The sequence below is a fragment of the Bacteroides sp. AM16-24 genome (assembly GCF_003471885.1).
In the GTDB taxonomy this organism is placed as follows: domain Bacteria; phylum Bacteroidota; class Bacteroidia; order Bacteroidales; family Bacteroidaceae; genus Bacteroides.
This window is the reverse complement of record NZ_QRKI01000007.1, coordinates 64,375-90,034: the sequence shown is the minus strand read 5'-3', so window position 1 is coordinate 90,034 and position 25,660 is coordinate 64,375. Positions and strand designations below refer to the sequence as shown.

Genomic DNA, 25,660 nt, shown 5'->3' with positions numbered 1-25,660 from the left:
CAGTCGAATTTAACTTCTTCGTTAAGCCATATTGGCATGAAATACAGAGTATTGTAGTTGAAAAGTTACGATTGTACATTTTATAATAGCAGATTGCTTTTTATGAAATTTGTACTCTTATTAGAACGTATTTTTGAGACTTTATTTTAAATATTTATGAGAATATGAAAAATGTAATTTATTATGTGAGTGGTGCCTATTCGGATTGTGAGAATTATCGCAATTTATCTATTTCTCCTTCTGCTATAACTAAGATTAATTATATTAAATCTGTATTGAAAGAAATAGGCTTCTATGTTTCATTATGTTCTTTTGCAGAATGTACAGGGGAAAAGAACTGTATGAATTTTACCGAAACGGTAAAAATTGATGAGCAGGAAGAAGTTTATTATATGTTTTCGTTTGGGAGGACAAATTTTGCATTAAAATATTTATCTCGAATAGTTAAAACGATTCAACTTTTTATTTTTTTCTTATTCAAGGTTGGTAACAATGATAAGATTTTGATTTATCATTCATTGCAGACACAAAAGATAGTAAATATTGTAAAATGGATTTGTAAACGCCAAATATATTTTGAGGTTGAAGAAATATATCATGCCAAATATGGATCTTCTGAAGTAAAAATTAAATCAGAAATAGAACATCTAAAAAGAGCGAAAGGATATATTTTTGTTAATGACATTATTCAGAAGAAATGTGGCATAGATGGTAGTTCAGCAGTTTGTTATGGATGTTATAATATGCCACAATCTGTAGTGCCTAAATGTGTTTTAGACGATAAAATACATATAGTATATGCTGGTGAAATAGGGCCTGTTGGTTCGGATGTTTTCTTAGCGCTTGAAATAGCAAAATATCTTCCATCCAATTATCATATTCATATATCAGGCTATGGAAATAAACAAGATGTCAATATGCTTCAGGAATGTATAATGAATATTAAAATGAGTAATTGTTGTTTGGTAACTTATGAAGGATATTTGCCTGAAAAGGATTATCTAAATTTTCTTTCAAAGTGCGATATTGGCTTGTGTACAAGAGTGCTGGATGATGAAATGTCTGACTATGAGTTTCCGTCCAAAATATTAGTTTACTTGAATAATAATTTGTTTCCAATTTGTCCTCCAAAGCGTTCTATTCAAGAATCTCAAATAAGCAATTATGTTGTATTTTATAAAAAACCATCAGCAATAGCTATCGCTAAAGCTATTTCATCGGTTGATGTAACAAAAAAAAATAATTATCAGGAAGTATTACAACGGCTTCATTTGGAGTTTGTACAACAAATGAAAGGTATATTTGCTTCAGAAATATGATGCCTCTGTATGGCGGTATCGGAAAACGCCAAAGTGATAGAGACTTTGAAAGATTATAAATAAGTGGGTATTGGTTAGGAGAAAATGGATGAATTTTGTTACTTTGCAGGTAAACAAAGGTGGAAAGGAAAAAAATAGATATGATTCAACAGAGACAACTTTACCCGATAGGGATACAGACTTTCTCGGAAATCCGTGGAAAAGGCTATTTGTATATAGACAAGACGGAGTACGTTTATAGAGTGACGCATCCGACTCTAAGTATGTGTTTTTGAGTCGCCCTCGTCGTTTCGGCAAGAGTTTGCTCGTCAGTACGCTGCACGCTTATTTTGAAGGCAGGAAGGAGTTGTTTGAAGGTCTTGCCATTGAGAAACTGGAGGCGGAGTGGACCGGGTATCCTGTGCTTCACTTTGACATGAGCATGGCGAAGCATGTGGATAGGGAACGGTTGGAGCAAATGTTGAGTGTTCAATTATACAGATATGAAGAAACGTACGGTAAAGTGAATGAGGAAGTGACCTTGAACGATCGTTTCTCCGGACTCATCCGCCGGACTCACCATCAAACCGGCCGGCAGGTTGTCGTCCTCATCGACGAATACGACGCCCCGCTTCTCGACGTTATTCATGAAGAAAAGAATCTTCCCGTGCTTCGGGATGTGATGCGCAATTTCTACAGCCCCCTGAAGGCTTGCGACCCTTATCTACGTTTTGTATTCCTCACCGGTATCACGAAGTTCTCCCAACTGAGCATCTTCAGCGAGTTGAATAATATCAAGAACATCAGCATGGATGTGTCATACGCAGCTATCTGCGGCATTAGCGAAGAAGAAATGCTGACTCAGATGTCCGATGACCTGGATTTGCTGGCTGCACGCATAGGTGTCTCTCGTGAGGAAACGATTGCGAAACTGAAAGATAACTATGATGGTTATCATTTCACCTGGCCTTCGCCCGACATTTACAATCCTTTCACCCTGTTGCTCTATCAGAGTGACTATATTACTATAAAAGATTGCGATAGCGAATTTGGCATTTACACGCTCGACATTCCTAATAAAGAAGTTCGCACCGGATTGATGCGTAACCTGATACCTTCGTAGTTTCTCTCCACCATTCCCTATTGCGACAATGCCGATTCGGAGGGTCACTACCAGCAAGTGTTCTATATCATCTTCAGCCTTCTGGGGTATTATATAGATGTAGAGGTGCATACTCCTCGAGGCCGTGTAGATATTGTTCTCCGCACTCGTATCACACTGTACGTCATAGAGCTGAAACTTGATAAGACAGCGGATGCCGCTATGAAGCAGATCAACCTGAAGAATTATGCCGCACGCTTTGCATTATGTGGACTGCCAATAGTGAAAGTAGGCATTAATTTTGATAGTGAACGGCGGACGCTGGGGGATTGGACGATAGAGTAATTGGGTTTATTATAGAAAGCTGCAAGATGAACGGGCTTCGTCCCGCTAAATATATTATAGCTATACAGTGAGTGCTTACAGTTAAATGAGATGTGGAATGCGGGAAAGGCGCTCTGGAAAGTTTGGTGATGATCTTCTATATAATTTCTAAAAAGATTTGGGTGTTACAAAAAAAATAGCGTCCTTTGCCATAAAGAATAAGAAGGAATAAAGTCATGAAAGTATCCGAACCCTCAGCAGCTTATAATACACCTTATCTTCAGGGTCTGAAGAACAGGTTGATAGCTTCTATTGATGAAACCAACGATGAGGAGAAGTTGCAAGAATGTCTTGAACTGCTTCATGAAAAGACTATGCCTTGCTGTTTTACAGAAGAGGAGTTGGATGAAGAAATTAGACAGTCTGAAGCAAGCGGCGTTGCTACTGATGAAGAAGTAGCTGCTATGTTTGCGAAATGGGGACTTTAAAAATAAAGTGGCAGAAGAAAGCACAAGCTAATTTCAAAGAGATAGCTGCTTGGTATGCGTATAATATGGGATATACGGCTGAAATGCATTTTGCCAAAGATACTTATGATACAATTAAAACATTATCCCATTTTCCTCAGATAGGAACTCTTGATGAAAGACGCAGTACGTCTAAAACAAAATATTATAGTTTTTTATCTCATCCCAAATGTAGAATTTTTTATCGTTTCACTAAAACTACTTTATACGTGGTGACTATTCATTCCACACAAATGAAGCGTAGCTAATCTTCTTTCCTCTTAAGAAGCTTTATTTATGATAGACATTTTTGATGCCTTCTATCATGGAAAGCGTGTGTTTGTGACTGCTCATACCGGTTTCAAGGGAAACTGATAACATGGCACTTCTGCTAATAAATATTGCCAAATAATTTAATTATTAATCAAAAATATAACTCGATGTGGACTACAATACCATGCAAGGTATTATAGCCATACAGGGAGTGCTTATGAGTATATGAAAGTTTTAATAGTAGCGAACAAAAACTCCGGTAGCTTTTCTCCTTTTGTAATAGAACAAGGTAGTTCAATTGCCTACGAAGGAGTTGAAGTGGAGTATTTTGGTGTCATAGGCAAGGGGTGGACAGGTTATTTATCCTGTAGAAAGAAACTGATAAAAAAAATAGAGGAGTGCAAACCGGATTTGATTCATGCACATTACGGATTGTGCGGCTTATTAGCAAATTTGCAAAGGAAAGTGCCGGTGGTTACCACCTTTCATGGTTGTGATGTTCAGTCGACTACAATGCTTCGTTGTTTATCAAGACTGGCAATGTACCTGTCTAAGTATAATATTTTTGTTTTGAAGAGCATGCCTGATAGGGCCGGATATAAAAAGAAGAATTATTCTGTTGTACCTTGTGGAGTGGATCTGTCTGTTCTTAAACCGATGGATATGGAGGAAGCTAGAAAACTTTTAAACTGGAATACAAAAGATATTTATGTGTTGTTTGCGGGTAGTTTTGATGAGCCGGTGAAAAATCCTCTTTGGGCTAAGAAGTGTATTGCGCTGGCGGGTAACTACAAATTGGTGGAACTGAAAGGGTATAAAAGAAGTGAAGTTAATTTACTCATGAATGCTTGTAACTTATTGCTTGTGACATCTATTAGGGAATCTGGCCCGTTAGTAGTAAAAGAAGCGATGGCATGTAATCGTCCTATTGTTTCGACAGATGTAGGAGATGTGAGATATGTATTAGGTGAAACTAAGGGCTGTTATATTACTTCTCGTGATGAAACAGATTGTGTTGAGCAGATAAGGAAAGCGATTCAGTTCTCGATGAAATATTCACAAACAGATGGGCGTGACAGGATTATAGATTTAGGGCTGGATATTCATGAAATTGCAAAAAAAATTATATGCCTGTATAAACAGTTTTAAAAAGTAGAAATATGTGTGGAATTTGTGGAATTATTAATTTGAAAAATAAGCCTATCCGGCAGGCGACGTTATTCCCCATGATGCAACGTATGAAACACCGTGGCCCCGATGACGAAGGGATTTTTATACATCAGAATGTGGGCCTTGGTTTTGTCCGCTTAAGTATTCTTGACTTATCGGATGCCGGTCATCAGCCGATGAATGACGGTAGTGGCAGATATACGATTGTATTTAACGGTGAAGTTTATAATTATATAGAATTGCGGGAGGAACTGAAAAGGCAAGGGCTCAGCTTTTGTTCGGGAACGGATACGGAGGTGGTTCTGAAAGCTTATATACATTGGGGAGAGAAATGCTTGGAACATTTCAATGGCATGTTTGCCTTTGCAATATATGATGAAGAGAATGATGTGCTTTTTGGAGCAAGAGACCGCTTTGGCGTGAAGCCATTTTATTATTGCATGACTGAGGACCAGTTTGTTTTTGCTTCGGAAATACCTCCTATCCTGGAAACGAAATGCATAAAGCCGAAGGCGAATAACCAGGCGATTTTTGACTATTTGGTTTTCAACCGGACTGACCAGACAGAAGCAACCTTTTTTGCGGGAATAAAAAAGCTACAGCATGGGCACTCTTTCACAGTCAAGAATGGAGAATATAAGAGCAAAGAATGGTATAACCTCAGAGAACGGGTAGAAAAAGCAGCACCTTTTGAGGATGAGCAAGCGTATAGAGCTTGCCTTAATTCCTCCATTAAGTTACGGCTGAGGAGTGATGTCCCGTTGGGGGTATGCCTGAGTGGAGGTTTAGATTCGTCATCTATAGCCTCTATTGTATATGAAGACTTTGGGAATACCGGTTTGAATACCTTTTCTGCGGTTTACAATAAGGGGGAGCATGGAGACGAGTCGGAATATATAGATGAATTCAGGGGAACTTTAAGGAATATGTTTTTTACGCATCCCACAGTGGAAACCCTATATCAAGATATTCCCAATTTTGTATATATTCATGCGGAGCCTGTGCCTTCTTTAGGACCGTATGCCCAATATAAGGTTATGCAGAAGGCAAAAGAGAATGTAACCGTCACGCTGGATGGGCAAGGGGCTGATGAGGAACTGGCGGGTTATCATTACTTCTATGGATTTTACTATAAAGATTTGCTTCGTTCCTTCCGGATGCGTAAACTGCTTTGCGAGATGAAAGGCTATTGGCATGTGCACCGCTCTATCTATGCTTATAAAACTTTCCTGTATTTTCTGCTTCCCAAGCGTATGCGTACGTTGGCTCGTGCCAACGAATATGGTTATATCAGTCAGAATTTCATAAAGCGCTATTCGAAGCGGAACAATATTGCCGGTAATCTATATGGTTCTTCTTCTTTGAATGATGCATTACTGGATCACTTTGAATATAAATTGGAGCATCTTCTGAAGTGGGATGACCGGAATTCGATGGCAAGTTCAGTTGAGTCACGGGTTCCATTTCTGGATTATCATTTGGTGGAGAGAACTTTGGCAACACAATCTTCTGAGAAAATCAAGGATGGGGTCACTAAGAGTATTCTCCGGAGAGCCATGAAAGGGACATTGCCGGAGAAAATCAGAAACCGGATGGATAAAGTAGGGTTTGACACTCCTCAGGATGAATGGCTTAGAACATCGGTATTTCAGGAATATATAGAGACGCTAATTAGTAGCAAGTCGTTCAAAAACAGAGGATACTTCAATGTACAAAAAGTGCATGAACTTTATCAAAATCACTTAGACGGGAAAATTAATGTTTCTAAGGAAATCTGGAAATGGATTCATCTGGAATTATGGTTTAGAGAATTTATTGACAAATAGTTCATTAAATCACTTTGCAGGCTCATAATCATATATTTTGTTGATTCGGCTCAATGTGAGCCGGAAAAGATATTACTACAGAGCTTTTTGAGCCGAATTGATAAATAGGTAAGATGTGTGTAGTAGTTGAGGACTGCTAAAATAATAAAGAAAATAGATGATAACTGTAGGTGAAGAAATAGATGTGATTGCTTGGAGAGAGTTGATGAGTACTTCATCAACCGCTAACTTTTTTCAGTCAAAAGAATGTTTCGATTTCTATTCAAGCCTTTCTTTTTTTGAAGCATTTGCATTGGGAGTTACTGAAGACGGGGCACTGAAAGGTGTAATTGTAGGGTATATACAAAAAGAGGGGGGAAGATTGAAACGATTCTTTTCCAAGAGGGCAATTATAACAGGAGGGGCTCTACTGGCCGATGATATAAGTGAGGATGCATTGTTTCAATTATTAATATATTGTAGAAAACGACTAAGCAGGAAAGCCATTTACATAGAGTTCCGTAATTTTAATGATTATGGTATTCATAAGAAGGTGTTTCTAAAAAGTGGTTTTAGTTATGTTCCGCATTTAAATTTTCACGTTGATTGCTCTTCTGAGGATGTTGTGAACCGGAATATAGGTAAGAGCAGGAAGAGGGACATTAAGACATCTTTAAGGGATGGAGCTTCATATTTGGTTAATCCTACTCTAAATCAAATACATGACTATTATGATATTTTGAATGAACTATATACCACAAAAATCAAAACGCCTTTACTCCCATTTGCTCTTTTTGAAAGATTGTACGGTGAACTCTTTGCCAGATTTCTTCTAATTGAGTTGAATAATAAAGTTATTGGAGGAACAGTTTGCGTGGTTTGGAATGATAGAGTTATGTATGAATGGTTTGCGTGTGGATTAGATAACAAATATAAAAATATATATCCATCTACTTTGGCAACATATTCAGGAATAAAATACGCATTTGAAAATGGAATATCTCGCTTTGATATGATGGGGGCAGGGAAGCCTGAAGAAGGATATGGAGTACGTGACTTTAAAGCAAAGTTCGGAGGAAAGCTGGTAGAGCATGGACGGTTCCTATGTGTATTGAATCCTGTGCTGTATAATATTGGGAAAATAGGAATTAAAATAGTAAAGATAATAAAATGAGAATACTGATAGACATAGGGCATCCGGCGCATGTGCATCTGTTTAAGAACTTTGCCCATGAAATGGAGAAAAGAGGACACGAATTGTTGTTTACTTGTCGGGATAAAGAATTTGAAATTGCCCTCTTGGAGTATAATAAATTGAAATATGTTTCTTTTGGAAAAAAATACAAATCAATTGTAGGGAAAATATGGGGAATGTTTAAATTTGATTATTTAGAATGGAGAACATGCCTACGATTTAAACCGGATATATTGCTGAGTCATGGTTCCATTTGTGCTGCTCATGCGGCTTGGCTGATAGGAAAACCTCATATTGCATTTGAGGATACTTTTAATTTTGAACAAGTAAGGTTATACAAACCTTTTACAGATACAATTCTTACTTCTGATTATGACAATCCATTAAAAAATGAACGAAATGTAATACAGTATGCTGGTTACCATGAATTGGCTTATCTTCACCCTAATCGTTTTACTCCCAATAAATCGATTCTAAAAGAGTTAGGAGTTGATGGAAATGAGAAATATGTGATTATACGTTTTGTCTCGTGGAATGCATCTCATGATATTGGACATAGAGGAATTTCATTTGACAATAAGTTGAAAGCAATAATGGAGTTAAAAAAACATGCAAAGGTGTTTGTTTCTTCTGAAGGAGAATTACCTGAAAGATTAAAAACACATCAAATTGAAATAGCTCCTCATAGGATGCATGATGCGATGGCGTTTGCCAGTCTCTTGTTGGGTGAAAGTAGTACAATGTCGGAAGAGGCTGCTATAATGGGAATTCCTTCTGTTTATTTGCATACTGGTACGATTGCATATACTAAGGAACTTGAAGAGAAATACCAATTAATATACAATTATTCTGAATCTTTAGAAGATCAAGAAAGAGCTATAAAAAAAGGTATTGAATTACTTCAAATGGATAAACAGGGATTGCATGATAACTGGTTGAGAAAAAGAAATAAATTATTAGACGAAAAAATAGATGTGACCGCTTTTTTGGTTTGGTTTATAGAACATTATCCGGAAAGTAAAAGCATAATGAAAAACAATCCGGATTATCAATTAAATTTTAAATAATGGATTTCACTCTCAAAACCTACCATTCCTTACTTTGCGCTCTGCAAAAGGCAGATTACCGTTTCTATACTTTTGAGGAGTATTGCGAAAGGAAAGAAGATTTGTCCGATTCCAAATTTGTCATTCTGCGCCACGATGTGGACGAAATAGCGTCTAATGCGCTTAAGATAGCACTCTTGGAGCATGAGTTGGGAATCCGGGCTACATATTATTTCCGGATTGTGAAACAAAGCTTTGACCCTGACATCATCTGGAAAATAGTGGCTTTGGGACACGAGGTGGGCTACCATTATGAAGACCTGGTTTTTGCTGATGGTGATATGTCCAAAGCTATCGGGACATTTGCAACTCATCTTCAAGAAATACGGAAATTTTATCCGGTACGTACTGTGAGCATGCATGGCAGTTCATCTTCTATCTATGATAACCGGACGTTATGGCAACACTACAGGCTTGCTGATTTTAATCTTATCGGAGAACCGTACCTGACAACTGATTTCCGGCGGGTGTTTTATCTGACTGATACCGGCTACGCCTGGGACGGGAAGAAGTATGCGGTGAGAGATATAGTGGAAGACCATTTTGGCATATCATTCCATACGACCCGACAAGTTATAAATTGTATCGGCAGGAATGAATTTCCGGAACGATGTATGATACTTGCCCATACACTTTGGACAGATAGCATGTGGCAATGGACCTTGCTCCATCTCCGGGAATTTTTTAAGAATCGCGTGAAAAGGTTTTCAAAGCATAACAAAGCGGTAGGTTTCCTATATAGTCACTTCGTAAAATATTATTGGACACATGGCAAATCATTTTAAAACCAGAGAGCCACGGCTTATTCCTTTTTTCGACCATGATGAAAAGAGCCTTTGGCATACTATCCGGAACTCCGGCAAGAGGCGGCAGATGAATCCTTTGCATTTTGCTTTCAGGAAGATGAGGAATATCATTCTTTTCCGTTTATCTTTTTTTTGTCCGCTGAACTCATGGCGGGTGAGAATGCACAGGTGGAGGGGAATACATATTGGGAAGCATGTCTATGTCGGGCAGCTTTGTGTACTGGACAATGCGTATCCTGAATACATATACATTGAAGATCATGCCTCGATGGCGGGGGAGGTATCTGTCATAGCCCACGTAAACCCGTGTGAGCATTTCTCATTTATGCTGGAAGCTAAAGTGGCTCCCGTAGTCATTAAAGAGGGGGCATGGATTGGCATCCGGTCTGTCATCTTACCGGGAGTCAGCATTGGGATGAAATCAATCGTTTCGGCGGGTACTGTGGTGGATTGTGATGTGCCCGATTATACATTGGTGCAGGGAAACCCTATGAAAAAGGTTACTACTTATAAAAAATTATCGGATATTTATGAAAGGAATCGTTCACTTGACCAATGACGTGGAGACCACTTCCATCGTGAACGGTGGCTTGCGGGATGACACGGGAGTGAAGGTCTGGAAAGAGGGATTGCCCCGCTTGCTTGAGCTATATGCAAAATATGATGTGAAGGCAACTTTCTTCTTTATAGCGGACTTTGCCGCGCAACATCCGGAAATGATAAAGAGGGTGCAAGGAGGCGGACATGAGGTGGCGGTACACGGTTTAAGCCACGAGCATACGAAAGCGTTCGATGTCCTGTCAGCGGAAGAGCAGGTGTATCATTTGTCGGCGGCAAAGAGGATTATTGAGGATATTGCCGGAGAAGAGGTAGTTTCATTTCGCGCTCCGGCTTTACGGGTGAATGGGAATACGCCCCGGGCGTTGAAAGAAACGGGGTATCTGTTCGACAGTTCGGTGGCTCCGCAGCGGATGGATATGTTCATGTCGTTGGGCAGTAAAGGAAAACTGCAATGGCTAAAGGCTCCCAGAGTGCCTTATCATGTGAAGCAGGATAACCTGGCACGACGGGGGGACATGGAACTTATAGAGGTTCCGGTGTCTTCGTTTATAGTGCCTTACATCGGGACGTTCATGCGCATCTCTCCCCGGTTAACTTGTTGGATACGCCATTTCCTGTATTGGGAGACGAGGAATACAAACAAGAGGATTAATTTCCTGATTCATCCCAATGAGGTGATTACAGAGGAGGACATGCATGGGAAAATAGAACGCCAGGCGGACAGTTATATTTCTTATCTGTTTTCGGACGTGCTGAGGCATAAACTGAAACTGCGGAATCTGGGCATACCTGCATTGGATTTGTATGAAAAAGAAATTGCTTTCTGGAAGAACTGCGGTTACGGGTTTGAAAGAATAAAAGATGTTAGAGTAGGGGAATGAGATTCGTTTTTTTAGTTTGCTTCTTTATTTTTTCTTCCAGAGTATTCGCCCAATACTCGGATGGAACTACCGGTTTGCTCCATACACCCTCGGCTGAGATGCAGCCGGTGGGAACGGTGATGCTGGGCGCAGGCTTTCTGAATAAAGAATTAACTCCCAATTCCAACTCTCTTGCCTGGCCTTATCATACCTATAATTATTATGTCAATGTCACTTTTCTGTCGTGCCTGGAACTGTCGTATATCTGTACGTTGTTTAAACGGAGTGTAGGCGACCTTCCCAGGAAGTGGAGAGGGCAGGACAGGCATTTAGCCTTTAGGCTGAGGGTGCTGAAAGAGGGACAATTCTGGAAATATATGCCAGCGGTGGTGCTGGGAACTTCTGACCCGGTGACGGGATTCCAGTCGCCGGGAGAAGAGGGTAATGGGCATTTCAATAAATATTATGTTGCGGCAACCAGGCATATACAAACAAGAGGAGGTGAATTGGGTGTTCATCTTTCTTATCTTTACAGTGCCAGGAAAACATATAGATTGAATGGCCCTGCGCTGGGAATATCTTATGACTTTGCCGTTTTGAAAGGATTCCGCCTGATAGCGGAGTATGACGCAAAAGATTTTTATGTAGGTTTCCATTACCGGGTGATACGTCCGTTGATGCTGCAGGCAATGCTGCAGGACGGACAATACTTTTCGGGAGGGTTCACCTTTCTGATTCCGCTTAAGTTGTAGAAATAGTAAACAATAAAAATAATCAATGAACAAGATGAAAATGTGGGGAGGCATAGCCATGATGTTATGCTTCCTGACCGGCTGTACTTCCACAAAGCAGATTGCGTATTTGCAAGATACGCCGGAGAATTATAAGCAGGAGATAGCGCAGGAGTATGAAATCAAAATCCATTCGGATGACTTGCTTTCCATTATGGTGAATAGTAAAGACTTGGAACTGGTGCAGATGTTCAATCTGCCAAGCGTGCGCTATGAGTTCGGAAGTAAGGGGGCCTATTCGGGAGGGTCCAGCGGAATACTGGGTTATCTGGTGGATAAAGAAGGAAATATCGATTTTCCGCAACTGGGAAGAATCAAGGTGAAAGGAATGACCCGTTCGGGACTGACGGACTATATCAAGGAACAACTGATCAGTAAGGGGTTGGTGAATGATCCGATTGTTACCATTCAGTTCCTGAACTTTAAAGTTTCGGTGATGGGGGAAGTTAATAATCCCGGTACATTTGAGGTAAGCAGTGATCGCATTACTCTATTGGATGTGCTTAGCCGGGCAGGAGACTTGACAATCTACGGCAAGCGTGAGAATGTGAAGGTGATTCGGGAAGAAAACGGGGAACGGCTGGTGGCTACCGTGGACTTGCGGAGCAATGACTTGTTCGCTTCACCTTATTACTATCTCCGGCAGAATGACATCGTATATGTGGAGCCTAATTCGGCAAAGGCGGGGCAGAGGGAGATTAATCAAAACCGATCTATCGGTACGTTCGCTTCCATTGTATCGGTATTGATTTCATTGTCGGTACTTATATTTAAGTGAGTTGTGAAAAGAAAGCAGTTTAATCAGAGTAATATTTTATGAGAAAAGATAAATTTGAAGATTTTGACTTTATAGATTTCAATGAGAGCCGGTCGGAGGAGAGCACGGTGATGGCTGATATGATTGGTGTATTGGCGCATCATCGTAAGTGGTTTATACTTTCGGTTGCCGTGTGCCTGCTGGTCGGCTTTATCTATGTGAGAAGCACACCGAAAACTTTTTCACGCACAGCCACCATATTGGTGAAGGACGAACAAGGGGGCGGGAACATGGGTGAATCCGCCGCTTTCCGGGATGTGTTTTCATTGGGTAACAGCAAGGTGGACAACGAAATGGGGTTCTTTAAAAGCAAAAGGCTGATGATGGAGGTAACCCGGCAACTTCGTTTGGACGTCAGCTACAAGGAACGCAACGGGCTGCGCAAACGGGAACTTTATAACTCCACTCCGTTTACGGTGGTCTTTCAGGATGCGGAACCCGGCCAGGAAATCAGTCTGACGGCTACGGCGATTGACGGGAACAGGGCGTTGTTGTCGGATTTCGTACTGGATGAAAACGATTTTGACGAGGTGGTGACGGTGCAGATGGGTGACACGACGGATACTCCGGTGGGGAAAGTTGTTGTCGCTTCGACGCTGTTCATGAACGAGGAGTATATGGGCAAGCCCGTTTATGTGAAGAAGGGCAACCGGAAAAACGTGTCGGACAATTATAATGCCAATCTGCAGGTGGAAGTGGTTGACAAATCTTCGCTGATTAACCTGACCATAGAAGACGAGAACATCGGGCGTGCGGAGGATGTGCTGAATACATTGATTGAAGCCTACAAGAATGATGCGATAGAAGATAAGAACAAGGTGGTGATTAATACCGCCAATTTCATTAAAGACCGCTTGACGATTATAGAGGCGGACCTGGGCGTGATTGACACGGAAATAGAGGATTATAAACGGGAAAATAAGCTGACGGACGTTACCTCGGAAAGCGCACTGCTGCTGCAAAACTCCAGCCGTCTGGGAGGGGAGTCGCTGAGCATTGAAAACGAGGTCGTTATGGCCGAATACATAAAGGATTATCTGCAGGATAATTCGAAAACCGCTGAATTGATACCGTCGAGTATCGGCATCAATGACAATGGTATCCAGAATCAAATCAACGAATATAACACGACGCTAACTAAAAAGAACAAACTGATGGCTAACAGCAGCGCCAATAATCCGATAGTGCGGGAAATGAACGCGAGCCTGGTATCTATGCGTGCGTCCATCTCAAAGGCTGTGGACAATCTGGTGGCGGGATTGAAGATGCAGGTGCGGAATATGAAGCGGAAGGAACTGGAGAATATGAACCGGAAAGCGTTTGTGCCCACCCAGCAGAAGTATGTGATCAGCATCGAACGCCAACAGAAAATTAAAGAAGAGTTGTATCTCTATCTGCTGAACAAGAAGGAGGAGAGTGAACTGCAACTTTCCATCACGGAAAGTAATTGCCGCATTGTGGATCCGGCGGACGGACCGGACTTGCCTGTTTCGCCACGTAAGGCACAGGTGCTTCTGATTTGCATCCTGCTGGGCTTTACGATTCCGACTCTTTGGCTGTATATTCGTTCGTTGCTCAATACTACCGTGCAGACAAAGAGGGATTTGAAAGCGGGCGTGAGCGTTCCTTTCCTTGGGGAGATTCCTCTGAAAAAGGGGAAGCGTGAAAAGGATATTGTTGTGAAAGAGGGCAGTCGGGAATATATCTGCGAAGCGTTCAAGATACTCCGTGATAATCTTGACTTTATGGATACGGAGAAGAAAGCGGGCGGAAAAGTGGTGCAGGTGACGTCTTTCAATCCGGATTCGGGCAAGACTTTTATCATTGCCAATCTGGCCATGAGTATGGCACTTTCGAATGCAAAGGTAATTGTGCTGGACCTGGACTTACGGAAGGGCTCGCTGACGAAGAATTCGGGCATCGGTACTAAGGAAAAAGGTATGTCGGCTTACCTGAGCGGCAAGGTAAATCGAGTGGAAGAGATTATCCGTCCTTATGAAGAAGGAAGCCGCCTGGATATTATTACTTCGGGGGCATTGCCTCCCAATCCGGCGGAGTTGCTGAAGAGTGATAAGTTGGATGAATTGATAGCCGGACTGAAAGAAACTTATGACTACATTCTGCTGGATAATCCTCCTTACGGCATGGTGGTGGATGCATCGCTTTGCGCACGACTGGTGGACCAGTCTGTGTATATTGTCCGTGCGGGAATGTTTGACAAGCGCTTGCTGCCGGAATTGCAGGAACTTTATGATTCCGGTAAGATGAAACACCTGAGCGTGGTGCTGAATGCGGTGAACTATGAGAAGGGAGGCTATGGTTATGGCTATGGCTACGGCTACGGTTACGGCTATGGCTATGGTAATGATAACGATAGGAAGCCAAAGAAAACGGCGTTCTGCAAAAGGGTTTTTGGTATTTAATGCGGGTAGGTTATGTTTTTCTTACGGCATAAAGTAAAGTTGATTGAGACCGGGTTCTTCCGGGGATATACAGATTTTCACAGCCATATCCTTCCCGCTGTGGATGACGGCATCGGCACGCTGGAGGAGGCGTTGGAAACGCTCGGATACTTCACCGAACTGAAAGTGAATAAAGTGATTCTGACCCCTCATGTGATGAACGGGGTGGGAGAAGACCGGGAGAAAGTGACCCGGGCTTATGAAATGCTTTGCGGACAATATAAAGGGGGGATTATTTTGAATCTGGCGGCTGAATATATGTTGGATTCCGGCTTCAGGGAACGGTTGGAAAACGGCTTGAATCATCTGGAAAAAGACAGGGTACTGGTGGAGACCTCTTATCTATCGCCACCGAATAACTTGTACGAACTGCTGTATGACATCGTGATGGCCGGCAATACACCGGTCATTGCCCACCCCGAAAGGTATCTCTATATGAACCATGCCGATTTCCACAAACTGAAGGACAACGATTGCTTGCTGCAACTGAACCTGCTTTCATTGGCGGGGTATCATGGAAAGCAGGCATTGAAAAATGCGGAGTACTTGCTGGAGGAGGGCATGTATGACTTGTCGGGAACGGACCTGCACCACTTGGGCACTTTTAAAAAGTGGATAGGGGCATTGAAGGTGACGGATAAACAATTGGACCGGTTGTGCCGGCTATGCTTCAGATGAGCTTGTGCGGGAAATACCGGTGGTGGCTGACGCTTTTCTTGATATTCGCCGGTACTCAGGATAAACTCTATGCGGATGATACGTATGCACGGATGTTGGAGAAGTTGGGCTTTGAGGATGTCCGGACAAGAGTGCAGGGAAATACCTTATATATAGCGATGGAGAATACCGCCTATCGGGGTACTTTCGGGGGATGGGCTGAGGCGTTGCGTATGCTGGATGCCCGGATCGGGATCGTTGACAGTGTCGTTATTGTAGCCCTTGAACAACAAGTGCCGCAGGTGAGAATCTGTGCGCGGGTTCATCCTCTGGAAGTGGTGGAGGTGGATTATGATATAAGCGAAGCGTGGAGAATATTACACGGCGTTCTGGTTGCGAATTCTTCTTTCGGAAAGATTGACTGGGTGTTTTATCCGCAGGTGTCGCTGGCTAATCACCGTTATGACATTATCTATGAGGGAGCTGTGAATTTAGCTCCTGCCTTCGAAGTGTCTTTGTGGAAAGGCGCGCAGGTCACGGCCCAGGTAGTTATTCCTGTGTGGAATAATATCTCCGGTGAGGCGGACCGTGTGCGCCCGGGATTTATGACGTTCAGCCAGACGGTAGCCTTCCATCCCCGGCTACATGCAACCGGGGGGATCGGGCTGTTCAATAACAACCGGGCAGGCGTATGCGGAAGTCTTGAATACAGGTTGAATAATTGTCTGTCGGTAAAAGGGAGGTTTGGTCTGACAGGCAAGTCGAGCTTTGAGGATAAAAAGTGGAATCTCTCCACTTGGAGGAAAATAGACGGTTCGCTGGGGCTTTCCTACTTTGAGGCTTGTAGCGCCTTGCAGTTTGAAGGTTCGTTGAACCGTTATGTTTACGGGTATTACGGGGCAAGGGCGGACATTACCCGTCACTTCCGTGATTATGCCATCGGCGTTTACGGTATCGCGGTGGAAGGGGGATACAATGCCGGTTTCCATTTTGCCATCCCCATACAAGGGAAGAAAGCATACCGGCGCAAATGGTTCCGTGCAAAGCTGCCTGACTACTTCGATTGGGAATACAACGTGCTTTCCAATAAGAAAGAGTGGAGTGAGGACCATTTGAAAAGTTATGATACCCGTCCGGACGAGAACCATAGCGACCGTTACTGGCAGGCGGAATACATACAGAGAAATATAAACCGGGAAATAGGAAAATAAATCCATTTACTAACAATTTTAAAAAAAGTAAGTTATGAAGAAGTTTAATTATTTGTTTATGAGCATGCTCGTCTCGTTCATTGCGTTTACCGCTTGTGGAGATGACGATGAAGAGACTCCCGCCGATCCGACTATTACGGTGACGGAAAGTTACTCAATCGAAGGTGTAGTTTCGGGGGCAACAGGGGTTAAGGTAGAGTTGTTTAAAGGTGCAACGTTTGCAAAGAATGTGACCACTGACGGTGCCTATTCTTTTTCTGATCTGGAAAAGGTAGCCTATACGGTAAAAGCTACGGCTGCCGGATGCATTGATCAAAGCGTAGATGTTGCCTTTGGTGAGAAAACCTCGCAGGTGCTTGATTTTGCGATGGTCGTGGCTTCTACTGAAACCAAGGCAGTGGATGAAGTGGTTGGGCAAGACAAGGAAACGACTATTACTAATGATGAGAGTAACCAGTCGTCGAGTGCTGCTGAAACGGCAGTTACGGTTCCTGCTTCTACTACGATTACAAATACGGAATCCCTTCCTGAAAATGCGACTTTCTCTGTGACGGCTTATGTGCCTGCTGCCCCTACTTCAGATGTTGCGGAAGGTGCAAAGACGGAAGAATCTGCTGTGTTGGCATTGAACTGCCAACCTTCGGGTGCGAAGTTCAGTCAGCCTGTCACTTTGAGCGCCGACTTGAAGGAAAAGGATATACCTGCATCTAACATGAAGCTGGTGAACGGTTCGGAAAGTGTGTCTGTTAACTTGGATGGTACGGTTTATAGCGCTCCGGTTACTCACTTCTCTACCTGGACTTTCCAACTGGAAGCTCCGGTAAACATTGGTGCGGCTACTACTGAGGCAGCTAATAAGACGAAGTATCTTAAGGTGGGTGATAATGCGGTTACTTATGATGAAAAATGTGGCTATGAAGTTGTAAGTAATCCGTTCTCTTCTTCCAAGATTGTAAGTGCTTTCCTGACTACAAGATTCGGGTCTAAGGTCAAGAGCGTCACTAAATCATTCAAGGCTAACTCAGAAGCTAACGGAACTTTGTCATACACTGTCAGACAGAGTTATAAACCTGCCACTATCACGATTGGCGGAAAAACGGTCAATGTGAAGGTATATAGTGCTGCATCCGTAGAAACAACAGGATTCAAGGCTGAAGAGCATGATGGAGGTAGCGGTCAATAGACAGGACATTGCTTTGTTACGGAGAAAGATGTAAGTGAAACATATATAATAGCGAATAAAGGGTATGTTAGGAATAAATCCTAATGTACCCTTTTTTTATAGATTATCCTTGATGTCCTGCAATTCCACCAGCTTATTCACAATAGCGTAAATGGTGAGACCTGCCGGAGAATGTATTTGCAGTTTACGGGCGATGTTCCGACGGTGGGTGATAACGGTATGGATGGAGAGGTAAAGTTGGTCGGCGATGGCTTTATTGGTCATGCCTTTCACAACGCAGGTTATTATTTCTTTTTCACGCTGGCTGAGGGTTTCCTGCTCATTTTCTTTCTCTTCTTCTTCGTCGGTACAAAGCAATTGGTTTATTTTAGTGGAGATTGTTTCTGCATCATCGCAGATAGAGAGGTGGTCGTCGTACTCTTTTAGTGAATTATTGTCGATGACCGAGCATACAAGTGCCAGATATTTAGTTTCTACCTTGCCGTTTTCTGTTTTGAACGTTGCAATGTCAAACCAACCGCCGAAGGTTGGATTGACAATGAGGACATCCGGTGTGTTCAAGTGGATGTAACTCTGCAGGGATTCTGGGGAAGAGATTTCTATTGGATGTACATTCAGGTTGGGCAAACGCTTTAGTACTGTTGTAAGTCCACTCCGGATGATGACTGAAGTCTCCGCAACTGCTATTTTTATAGAAGAGGCATTATTGTTCATTTTTCAATCTCCTTTCCAATTGTGCCACAGCAGGAACAAACATGTAGTCTTCTACCTGGCAGTGTGAAGCAAGGTCATGTTCGCAGTTGAAGATATCGAAAAGAACGGCGTTGAGCTTGTTGTTATTCTCTTTTTCCGGATAATATTTAATGATGATATTTTTCAGCTCTGTCAATTTGGTCTCTATCTGATTGTGTTTACTGGCAAAGGTTGCTATGTCGTAATCCTCGGCAAGCTTGCCTTCCAGGAGTTTTTCTACATAGGTGAACACTGCCTCGTTTTCATACTCCATGTGGCGGCGTACTTCTTTGGCATATTCATCGAAAAATTTCAGAATAAGATAGGCGATGTTGTCGGTTCCTGAGCAGTCGATGGACTCGATGAGCTTACGTCGAATGACCGGCAACTTGAAATCAAGAAAATAGGTGTGTGCCTGTTTCAGATAGTCCATGAGTGCAGGGATGGAAAAAGCGTCTTCATCTTCACTATAGGTATAGGCATATTGTTCTTCACTGATGAAATTGGCTACTGCGAGAAAGGTGCGGTAGTCTACGCCTTGTGCCTCACAAACGTCTTTTACACTCTTATCTCCAAAACCCAGTGAGAGACCAAAGCGGCTCATAACCATTAATAAGGAGTAGTTATCACAGATAAGGTCGCTCATTTTGTCTGTAGCGCGATACTTATGCGGTTCATTCATTGCAGATTATCCTTTCTTTCTTTGTTTATTCGTGCGCAAAGGAACGGATTTTCCTTGAAAATAGCAATCGCTATTTGTAGGTATTTTGGGGTTTAGTCTTATTTAACGAGAAAAATTAGTTTATAAACTAAATATTTTAGTTATTTGCAGAAAACAAATAAAAACTATGAAAGGATTGACTGCTAAAGAAGAAGAAATCATGGGATTTTTCTGGGAGAAAGGTCCGTTGTTTGTGAAGGAGATGCTGGCTTTCTATGAAGAACCGAAGCCACATTTCAATACTTTATCCACGATTGTAAGGGGGCTGGAGGAGAAAGGTTTCCTGGCGCATAAGACCTACGGTAACACGTACCAGTATTATGCTGTGCTGAACAAGGAGGATTTTAGCAAAGGAACACTGAAGAAAGTAATCAGTAAATACTTCAATAATTCGTATCTTAGCGCAGTATCTTCATTGGTAAAAGAGGAAGATATCTCACTGGAAGATCTGAAGCAGCTGATTGCAGAAGTAGAGAGAGGGAAGATATAGTAACTTTAAATATCGAAGATTATGAAAAACATTGCTATAACTTGTTTGGTGTTGGTAGCTGTTTGCGTAGGCTTGCAGGCGAAGAAGGTGGTGAAAGCTCCTTATTTCATGGCAACGAGTACCAACCAAATAGAATTCCAGAAAGTAATATTAGGGAAAGATACGACATGGATAGAGGCTAAAATATATTCCAGACCGGGTGAAGGAGTAAGAATAGACTCGACTGCCGTTGTACAGGTGGGGGAGAAAATGTATGCTTATCTGGGTGGCGATGGATTTTCGAAAGAGTTTTGGACAAATCTTCCGGCTTCGGGTGAATTGGCTGTGACTTTGAAGTTTGAACCGATTCCTATGGATGCGGAAAGTCTCGACTTTTATGAAATGCCTGCAAAGAAGAGTGAAGGATGGAATATTTATGGGGTGCGTTTGGATGGTAAGAAGCCGGAAATCGGAATACCTGAGAAATTGTTAAATCAGCAGTTGGATTATTCTCAGCCTTTGCCTGATCCTGATTTGAAAAATGGAAAGACGGTGATCCGCGGACAGATATTAGGTTACAATCCGGTATATGGAACTACTCTGAATTTCAATTGCAGTGACTGGTTCTTTTTTGATGTATTTGGTCAATCCCTTCCGATAGCTGAGGATGGAAGCTTTTATTATGAAACAAACTTGATGATACCGGGTGATGCTACATTGCATGTGGGGCGGAAGAGGTTTGAGATATTTCTGGTACCGGGTGGTGAGCTTGAAATAACATTTAATTTACCGGAAATTTACTGGTCGGAAAGCCGTTTGTTCGGGAAGAAAGATAGAAGACCACTGGTTTGGTTTGAGGGTACGTATGCCGGTCTGAATACTGAACTGACAAAGTATGCCGGACTGACGAGTATTTACAGTGCGGATAATTTTTATGAGAATATTTGCGGCGTCACTCCTGCCCAATATAAAAAGTATGTGACGAAGATTTACGAAAAAAATCGTGATGAAATACTAAAGAATAAGTTGCTGAGTGATGCTGCACGCACATACATGATAAACAATCTGGAAATGTCGTATTTCTTTGCTATCAAGGGGTATAAGGGTACAATCAGTTATGCCCCGATGATCAGTGGAAAAAAAGGAGTGAAGCGGGCGGATATGACGGTAGGTGAGAACTATTATGATGATATCCTGAAATTGGATTTTATATATTCTCCTTATATACGATATGGCGGTTATCCTGATTTTGTCCGTGCTGCAACCGAGGATTTCAAAGGTAAGTTTGAACCGCAACCTATCTGGGAGGATATCTTACGGGCGAAACCTTTAGGAGCTACTCTTGCCCGCTTGAAACCTTTGTTGGAGAAACAGATGCTGACGTTGGATAGCATATCCGAACCGGAAATAAAGAAAGCTTTGACTATCAGGAATCAAAAAGTGGTGGCTTTACTTGCGGAAAGTGCAAAGAAAACTGGTTATACGGTCTGTCAGCTTGATACGGCAGTTACAGCGGACAGTTTGTTAGCAGTTATTACTCGTCCTTATCGTGGTAAAGTGGTTCTGATAGATATGTGGAATACTTGGTGTGGTCCTTGTATGCGAGCTATGAATAGTTTGAAACCTGTTAAAGAAGAACTGAAAGATGTAGTATATGTCTATGTGGCGGATGAAAGTTCGCCTGAAGGAAAGTGGAAAATTACGATACCCGATATTCACGGAATTCATTACCGGATTACGAATGAACAGAGTGCTGCATTAGGCAAGTTATATGAGTATCCGGGAATACCTACATACTTTGTGATAGATCGGGAGGGGAAACTTTCATACAAAGTTACCGGATTTCCTGGTGCGGAGGTGATGAAAGAAGAATTACTGAAGGCTGGGAAATAGTAGCTGTAAATTATTAAATAGTACATCAATATGGGAATTTTCTTTGTCTATATACTGAAGTCGTCGGTTTGTTTGGCGGCATTCTACTTGTTCTACCGTCTGTTGCTGAGCCGTGAGACGTTTCACCGTTTCAACCGGGTAGCGTTGTTGAGCATATTGTTGCTGTCTTGTCTTTTGCCATTGGTGGAAGTTACTGTAGAGAAGCAGACAGAAGTTCATCAAACCATGATGACACTGGAACAATGGCTGATGCTGGCGGATATGATGAACACAGCTGAGTCTATGGATTTACAGGCAGAGGAAGTAACGGTGACTTGGATACAGGTTGCATTGTTGGTATATCTGGCAGGTATTTTATTTTTTGCTCTACGCAACGGATATTCGTTGTTGAAATTAGGCGGATTACTAAAGTCTGGTAGGAAAGAGAACTTGAGTAAATATACCGGGGATGGTGAGAAAGTGACTTTAATAGTGCACGAGCATGATATAGCTCCGTTCAGTTGGATGAAATATATCGTTATTTCGAAAAAAGATCTGGATGAGAATGGTCGGGAGATACTTATTCATGAATTGGCTCATATACAGAACCGGCACTCATGGGATTTGCTGGTGGCGGATATCTGTATCTTTTTTCAATGGTTCAATCCGGCTTCGTGGCTATTGAAGCAGGAATTGCAGAATATCCATGAGTATGAAGCTGATGAAACAGTGATTGAAAAAGGCGTTGACGCGAAACAATATCAACTATTATTAATCAAAAAAGCTGTCGGCACAAGGCTCTACTCTATGGCCAACAGCTTTAATCACAGTAAACTTAAAAAACGTATCACTATGATGTTAAAAGAAAAATCGAATCCGTGGGCAAAATTGAAGTATTTGTATATGCTTCCAGTAGCAGCTATTGCAGTAACAGCTTTTGCCCGTCCTGAAATCTCGGAAACCGCAGAAGAGATTTCTGCCGTCAAAGTTAATGATTTGACAGCAATTGTGGAAGCAAAAGTCACAAAAACTATCGAGGAGGCTGTGCAGGTAAGCACAGTATTGAAAGATACAGCGAAGCCTGTAGAGGTGAAGTACATACCTGCGGAGGTGGGTGACAAACTGCAAGGTTCTCCGGTTTTTGAAATGGTTGAACAGATGCCGGAATTCCCCGGTGGCGGAATGTCTGCTGCTTTGGAATACATTCAGAAGAATATGCAATATCCTGAATCTGCAAAGGAAAACGGTACGCAAGGGCGTGTCACGGTGCAGTTTGTTGTTGATAAAGCAGGAAATGTGACGGAACCTAAAGTTCTCCGTCCGGTAGATAAAGAACTGGATGCTGAGGCTATCCGATTGGTGAAGTCGATGCCGAAGTGGAAGCCGGGAATGCAAAAGGGACAGGCGGTAGCGGTGAAATTTACGATGCCGGTGTTGTTCAGATTGGAGGGCGGAGAGATGAAGAATTCTCAGGTGGCGGTGAGTTCGAAGTCGACAGACTTCTTTATAGAGGGTATGGATGCTCCTTTGTATGTTGTAGATGGTAAAGAAGTCACTTCCTCGATAATGTCTGCTTTAAATGTTAATAAAATAGAGGCTATGACTGTCTTGAAAAACGAATCAGCTACTGAACTGTATGGCGAAAAAGGAAAGAATGGCGTCATCCTGATTACCCTGAAGGGAAGTGATAAAAAGCCTATTACTTTATCAACCAAGAGTTCGGTAGTCAGCGTACCCGGAGTGAATGCTGTTTATCTGAATAATAGAAGGGCAGACTGGGCAGATGTGGATGTGTTTGTTGATGGAGAGAAAATCGAATTGTCCGGTAAAGCATTGGATGAAGTTGTATCTCCCAATGAGATAGAGAGCATCAATGTTGAGAAAAATGCAGAAGATGCAAATAGAGGGAAGATCTATATCACTACCAAGAAAAGCAAAGGGAAATACACTACGGTTACTAGTGAAGGCAAGGAGAATATTTATTTTACCGTCAAAGGTGGTGAGAAAGCTTCTGTCAAAGGTGAAATGAGAGTTGAAGGTGTTGTTCAGGATAAAGATGGAGAGCCTGTCATTGGTGCCGCTGTTCTGATTGAAGGAACAAACAGAGGAACAGTCACTGATGTGGACGGACGCTTTATTATGTCTGCATCAAAGGGCGATAAGTTGAAGGTATCCTATGTGGGCATGAAATCTGCTAAGGTGAAAGCTGAACCGAAGGTTACGATTACTTTAAAAGACGAATAATAAAATCGATTTTATATGAAACGGAATTCTCTCTTTTTGTTTCTCTCTTTGATGTTTGTTTGGGCGGGGCTTTGCTCTGCCCAGACCACCAGTGATAAATATTATCTTATCGATGGATATTTCTTTAATGGTATGCCGCCGGGAATCAGGAATGCGCAAGGAGACCGCTTTGTCATGCTAAAAGATGACGAAGGGCACATGGCTTTGGAGATTAGGTTGCCTAAGGGAAAAACGCTGCCGGAGTACGCTGTCAAATATCGGATTCCGGTAGAAGAAGTACCCGGAGGGGAAGAACTTTTGAGAATTTCCCGTGCGGGAACAGAACCGATGATAAGCATAGCCAGCAATACGGTTACCCTTGATGAATGGGTGGGAAAGCCGTTTCCGGACTTTAAAGTAACGGATACCGCAGGCCGTGTCTGGACGAAGGCAGATATACTTGGAAAGCCTTTTGTCCTGAATTACTGGCATACCGGTTGCGGACCCTGCATCAAGGAAATGCCAGATCTGAACGAGTGGATGAAAGTGTGTCCGGATGTAACTTATTTCTCTACTACCTGGAACACTGCGGAGCAGATAAAGAAGATTGTGGAAAACCGTCCATTCCTCTTCACTCATATCGCTGATGAATTGTTCTTTTTCAACCTGTTTAAGGTGCAGGTGACGCCGACTACGTTGTTGATTGATAAAAAGGGCATCATTCGTTATTGGGAAGAAGGCACCAGCACCAGCAAGCGCGAGTTTCTGCTTGATAAATTGAGGGAATTGTCTGCCGAATAGACACTTTGTTTCTTATTTCTTTGTTTAAGTCATTACTTTTAAGTAATTTTGTTTGAGACGGTTTAGAATCTAATCACTTAAAAGATAATGCTATGAGACAAGGAAAACGAATTTACCGGGGATATAGCTTCTTTTGGGGAGTATTTCTATTATTAGTGATATCTGCCGCTATATCTATTCATGCTGAAACCTCTTTCATGAAAGAGCTTGTAATTTTCAAAGATACTTTGAAGAATGACACACTTGTGACACGATCTCCTAAGAAAGATGGCACATTGGTTGTCAGAGACCGCTTCCCTATTCCATCCAATGAGCCTTTGTACATCGTAAATGGGATAGAACTTCCTTATGAAATCTTTGCGGCATTGAATCCTATGCACATTGAAAGCATTGATATTTTGAAAGATGCTTCGGCTACTGCTATTTATGGTACGCGTGGAATAAATGGGGTCATAGTTCTGAAACTGAAAACTCCACAGCAGGTAAAGGAAGAAAAAACGATTAAGCAGATTGATGATTTGTTGAAACCGAGAGGTGTTGACAGGAGGAATGCACGTTACTATATTGACGGCAAAGAAGTTACGGCCAGTACTGCGTATCAAACGAGTATTGAGCAAATGGAGGTGAAGACCGGTGCTGACGGAATACTGGAAATTTATATTAAACCAATGATCTTTATAAGGGGGGAATACGAATAAAAGTAATTATTGTATCG

At 42.1% G+C, this 25,660-nt stretch carries 23 protein-coding genes and 1 pseudogene; 22 read left to right on the top strand and 2 right to left on the bottom strand.

Annotation, left to right across the window (positions count from 1 at the left end; translation table 11 throughout):
* The first annotated feature begins 164 nt into the window (after positions 1-164).
* The 17 genes and pseudogenes from DW182_RS10265 (at position 165) to DW182_RS10185 (ending at position 18,127) form a co-directional block, all read left to right on the top strand.
* Positions 165-1,319 (top strand): glycosyltransferase family 4 protein, encoded by a 1,155-nt coding sequence (locus DW182_RS10265; RefSeq protein ID WP_147400121.1) that lies wholly within the window; start codon positions 165-167, stop codon positions 1,317-1,319.
* Positions 1,320-1,459: 140 nt separating this feature from the next.
* Positions 1,460-2,745: pseudogene (locus DW182_RS10260) on the top strand (ATP-binding protein).
* Between the two features lie 215 nt (positions 2,746-2,960).
* A complete protein-coding gene (locus DW182_RS10255; RefSeq protein ID WP_118295442.1) occupies positions 2,961-3,212 on the top strand; it encodes a hypothetical protein in 252 nt (83 codons plus the stop codon).
* Complete coding sequence (locus DW182_RS10250; RefSeq protein WP_118295441.1) at positions 3,200-3,499, top strand: type II toxin-antitoxin system RelE/ParE family toxin; 300 nt, start codon at positions 3,200-3,202, stop codon at positions 3,497-3,499. Before DW182_RS10255 ends, DW182_RS10250 begins: the two co-directional genes overlap by 13 nt.
* Positions 3,500-3,728: 229 nt before the next feature.
* Positions 3,729-4,652, top strand: a complete 924-nt coding sequence (locus tag DW182_RS10245; protein WP_118295440.1) for a glycosyltransferase — start codon at positions 3,729-3,731, stop codon at positions 4,650-4,652.
* Between the two features lie 11 nt (positions 4,653-4,663).
* Positions 4,664-6,499: an asparagine synthase (glutamine-hydrolyzing) gene (gene asnB / locus DW182_RS10240; protein WP_118295439.1), complete on the top strand. Its 1,836-nt coding sequence runs from the start codon at positions 4,664-4,666 to the stop codon at positions 6,497-6,499.
* A gap of 157 nt (positions 6,500-6,656) precedes the next feature.
* On the top strand, positions 6,657-7,652 hold the full coding sequence (locus tag DW182_RS10235; protein ID WP_118295438.1) for a peptidoglycan bridge formation glycyltransferase FemA/FemB family protein: 996 nt from the start codon (positions 6,657-6,659) through the stop codon (positions 7,650-7,652).
* Positions 7,649-8,740 (top strand): DUF354 domain-containing protein, encoded by a 1,092-nt coding sequence (locus DW182_RS10230; RefSeq protein ID WP_118295437.1) that lies wholly within the window; start codon positions 7,649-7,651, stop codon positions 8,738-8,740. Before DW182_RS10235 ends, DW182_RS10230 begins: the two co-directional genes overlap by 4 nt.
* On the top strand, positions 8,740-9,564 hold the full coding sequence (locus tag DW182_RS10225) for a hypothetical protein (RefSeq protein ID WP_118295436.1): 825 nt from the start codon (positions 8,740-8,742) through the stop codon (positions 9,562-9,564). Before DW182_RS10230 ends, DW182_RS10225 begins: the two co-directional genes overlap by 1 nt.
* Positions 9,548-10,144, top strand: coding sequence for an acyltransferase (locus DW182_RS10220; RefSeq protein WP_118295435.1), 597 nt, complete (start codon positions 9,548-9,550; stop codon positions 10,142-10,144). Before DW182_RS10225 ends, DW182_RS10220 begins: the two co-directional genes overlap by 17 nt.
* The gene (locus DW182_RS10215; protein ID WP_199678574.1) at positions 10,116-11,027 is read left to right on the top strand and encodes a polysaccharide deacetylase family protein; all 912 of its coding nucleotides are present in this window, start codon (positions 10,116-10,118) and stop codon (positions 11,025-11,027) included. Before DW182_RS10220 ends, DW182_RS10215 begins: the two co-directional genes overlap by 29 nt.
* A complete protein-coding gene (locus DW182_RS10210; RefSeq protein ID WP_118295434.1) occupies positions 11,024-11,758 on the top strand; it encodes a YjbH domain-containing protein in 735 nt (244 codons plus the stop codon). The genes DW182_RS10215 and DW182_RS10210 overlap by 4 nt, the downstream gene beginning before the upstream one ends.
* 25 nt (positions 11,759-11,783) lie before the next feature.
* The gene (locus tag DW182_RS10205; protein ID WP_233564124.1) at positions 11,784-12,575 is read left to right on the top strand and encodes a polysaccharide biosynthesis/export family protein; all 792 of its coding nucleotides are present in this window, start codon (positions 11,784-11,786) and stop codon (positions 12,573-12,575) included.
* A 38-nt stretch (positions 12,576-12,613) separates the two neighbouring features.
* Complete coding sequence (locus tag DW182_RS10200) at positions 12,614-15,037, top strand: polysaccharide biosynthesis tyrosine autokinase (RefSeq protein WP_118295433.1); 2,424 nt, start codon at positions 12,614-12,616, stop codon at positions 15,035-15,037.
* 12 nt (positions 15,038-15,049) lie between these two features.
* Positions 15,050-15,754 (top strand): CpsB/CapC family capsule biosynthesis tyrosine phosphatase, encoded by a 705-nt coding sequence (locus DW182_RS10195; RefSeq protein ID WP_118295432.1) that lies wholly within the window; start codon positions 15,050-15,052, stop codon positions 15,752-15,754.
* Positions 15,733-16,944, top strand: coding sequence for a hypothetical protein (locus DW182_RS10190; protein ID WP_147400120.1), 1,212 nt, complete (start codon positions 15,733-15,735; stop codon positions 16,942-16,944). The genes DW182_RS10195 and DW182_RS10190 overlap by 22 nt, the downstream gene beginning before the upstream one ends.
* A gap of 34 nt (positions 16,945-16,978) precedes the next feature.
* Entirely contained in the window at positions 16,979-18,127 is a 1,149-nt protein-coding gene (locus DW182_RS10185) for a hypothetical protein (RefSeq protein WP_118295430.1), read from the top strand.
* 96 nt (positions 18,128-18,223) lie between these two features.
* Here the strand turns inward: DW182_RS10185 and DW182_RS10180 are convergent, their stop codons facing one another.
* A complete protein-coding gene (locus tag DW182_RS10180) occupies positions 18,224-18,841 on the bottom strand; it encodes a response regulator transcription factor (RefSeq protein WP_118295429.1) in 618 nt (205 codons plus the stop codon).
* Positions 18,831-19,541 (bottom strand): hemerythrin domain-containing protein, encoded by a 711-nt coding sequence (locus tag DW182_RS10175; RefSeq protein ID WP_118295428.1) that lies wholly within the window; start codon positions 19,539-19,541, stop codon positions 18,831-18,833. The genes DW182_RS10180 and DW182_RS10175 overlap by 11 nt, the downstream gene beginning before the upstream one ends.
* Before the next feature lie 166 nt (positions 19,542-19,707).
* Here DW182_RS10175 and DW182_RS10170 point away from each other — a divergent pair, with 166 nt between their 5' ends.
* The 5 genes from DW182_RS10170 to DW182_RS10150 all read left to right on the top strand — a co-directional run bounded on the left by DW182_RS10170 (position 19,708) and on the right by DW182_RS10150 (position 25,643).
* A complete protein-coding gene (locus DW182_RS10170) occupies positions 19,708-20,070 on the top strand; it encodes a BlaI/MecI/CopY family transcriptional regulator (RefSeq protein WP_118295427.1) in 363 nt (120 codons plus the stop codon).
* 21 nt (positions 20,071-20,091) lie between these two features.
* Positions 20,092-21,942, top strand: coding sequence for a TlpA disulfide reductase family protein (locus DW182_RS10165; RefSeq protein ID WP_118295426.1), 1,851 nt, complete (start codon positions 20,092-20,094; stop codon positions 21,940-21,942).
* 30 nt (positions 21,943-21,972) lie between these two features.
* Positions 21,973-24,165, top strand: a complete 2,193-nt coding sequence (locus DW182_RS10160) for a M56 family metallopeptidase (RefSeq protein ID WP_118295425.1) — start codon at positions 21,973-21,975, stop codon at positions 24,163-24,165.
* A gap of 15 nt (positions 24,166-24,180) precedes the next feature.
* Positions 24,181-24,945 (top strand): TlpA disulfide reductase family protein, encoded by a 765-nt coding sequence (locus DW182_RS10155; protein WP_118295424.1) that lies wholly within the window; start codon positions 24,181-24,183, stop codon positions 24,943-24,945.
* Between the two features lie 92 nt (positions 24,946-25,037).
* Entirely contained in the window at positions 25,038-25,643 is a 606-nt protein-coding gene (locus DW182_RS10150) for a TonB-dependent receptor plug domain-containing protein (RefSeq protein ID WP_118295423.1), read from the top strand.
* Positions 25,644-25,660: the final 17 nt, after the last annotated feature.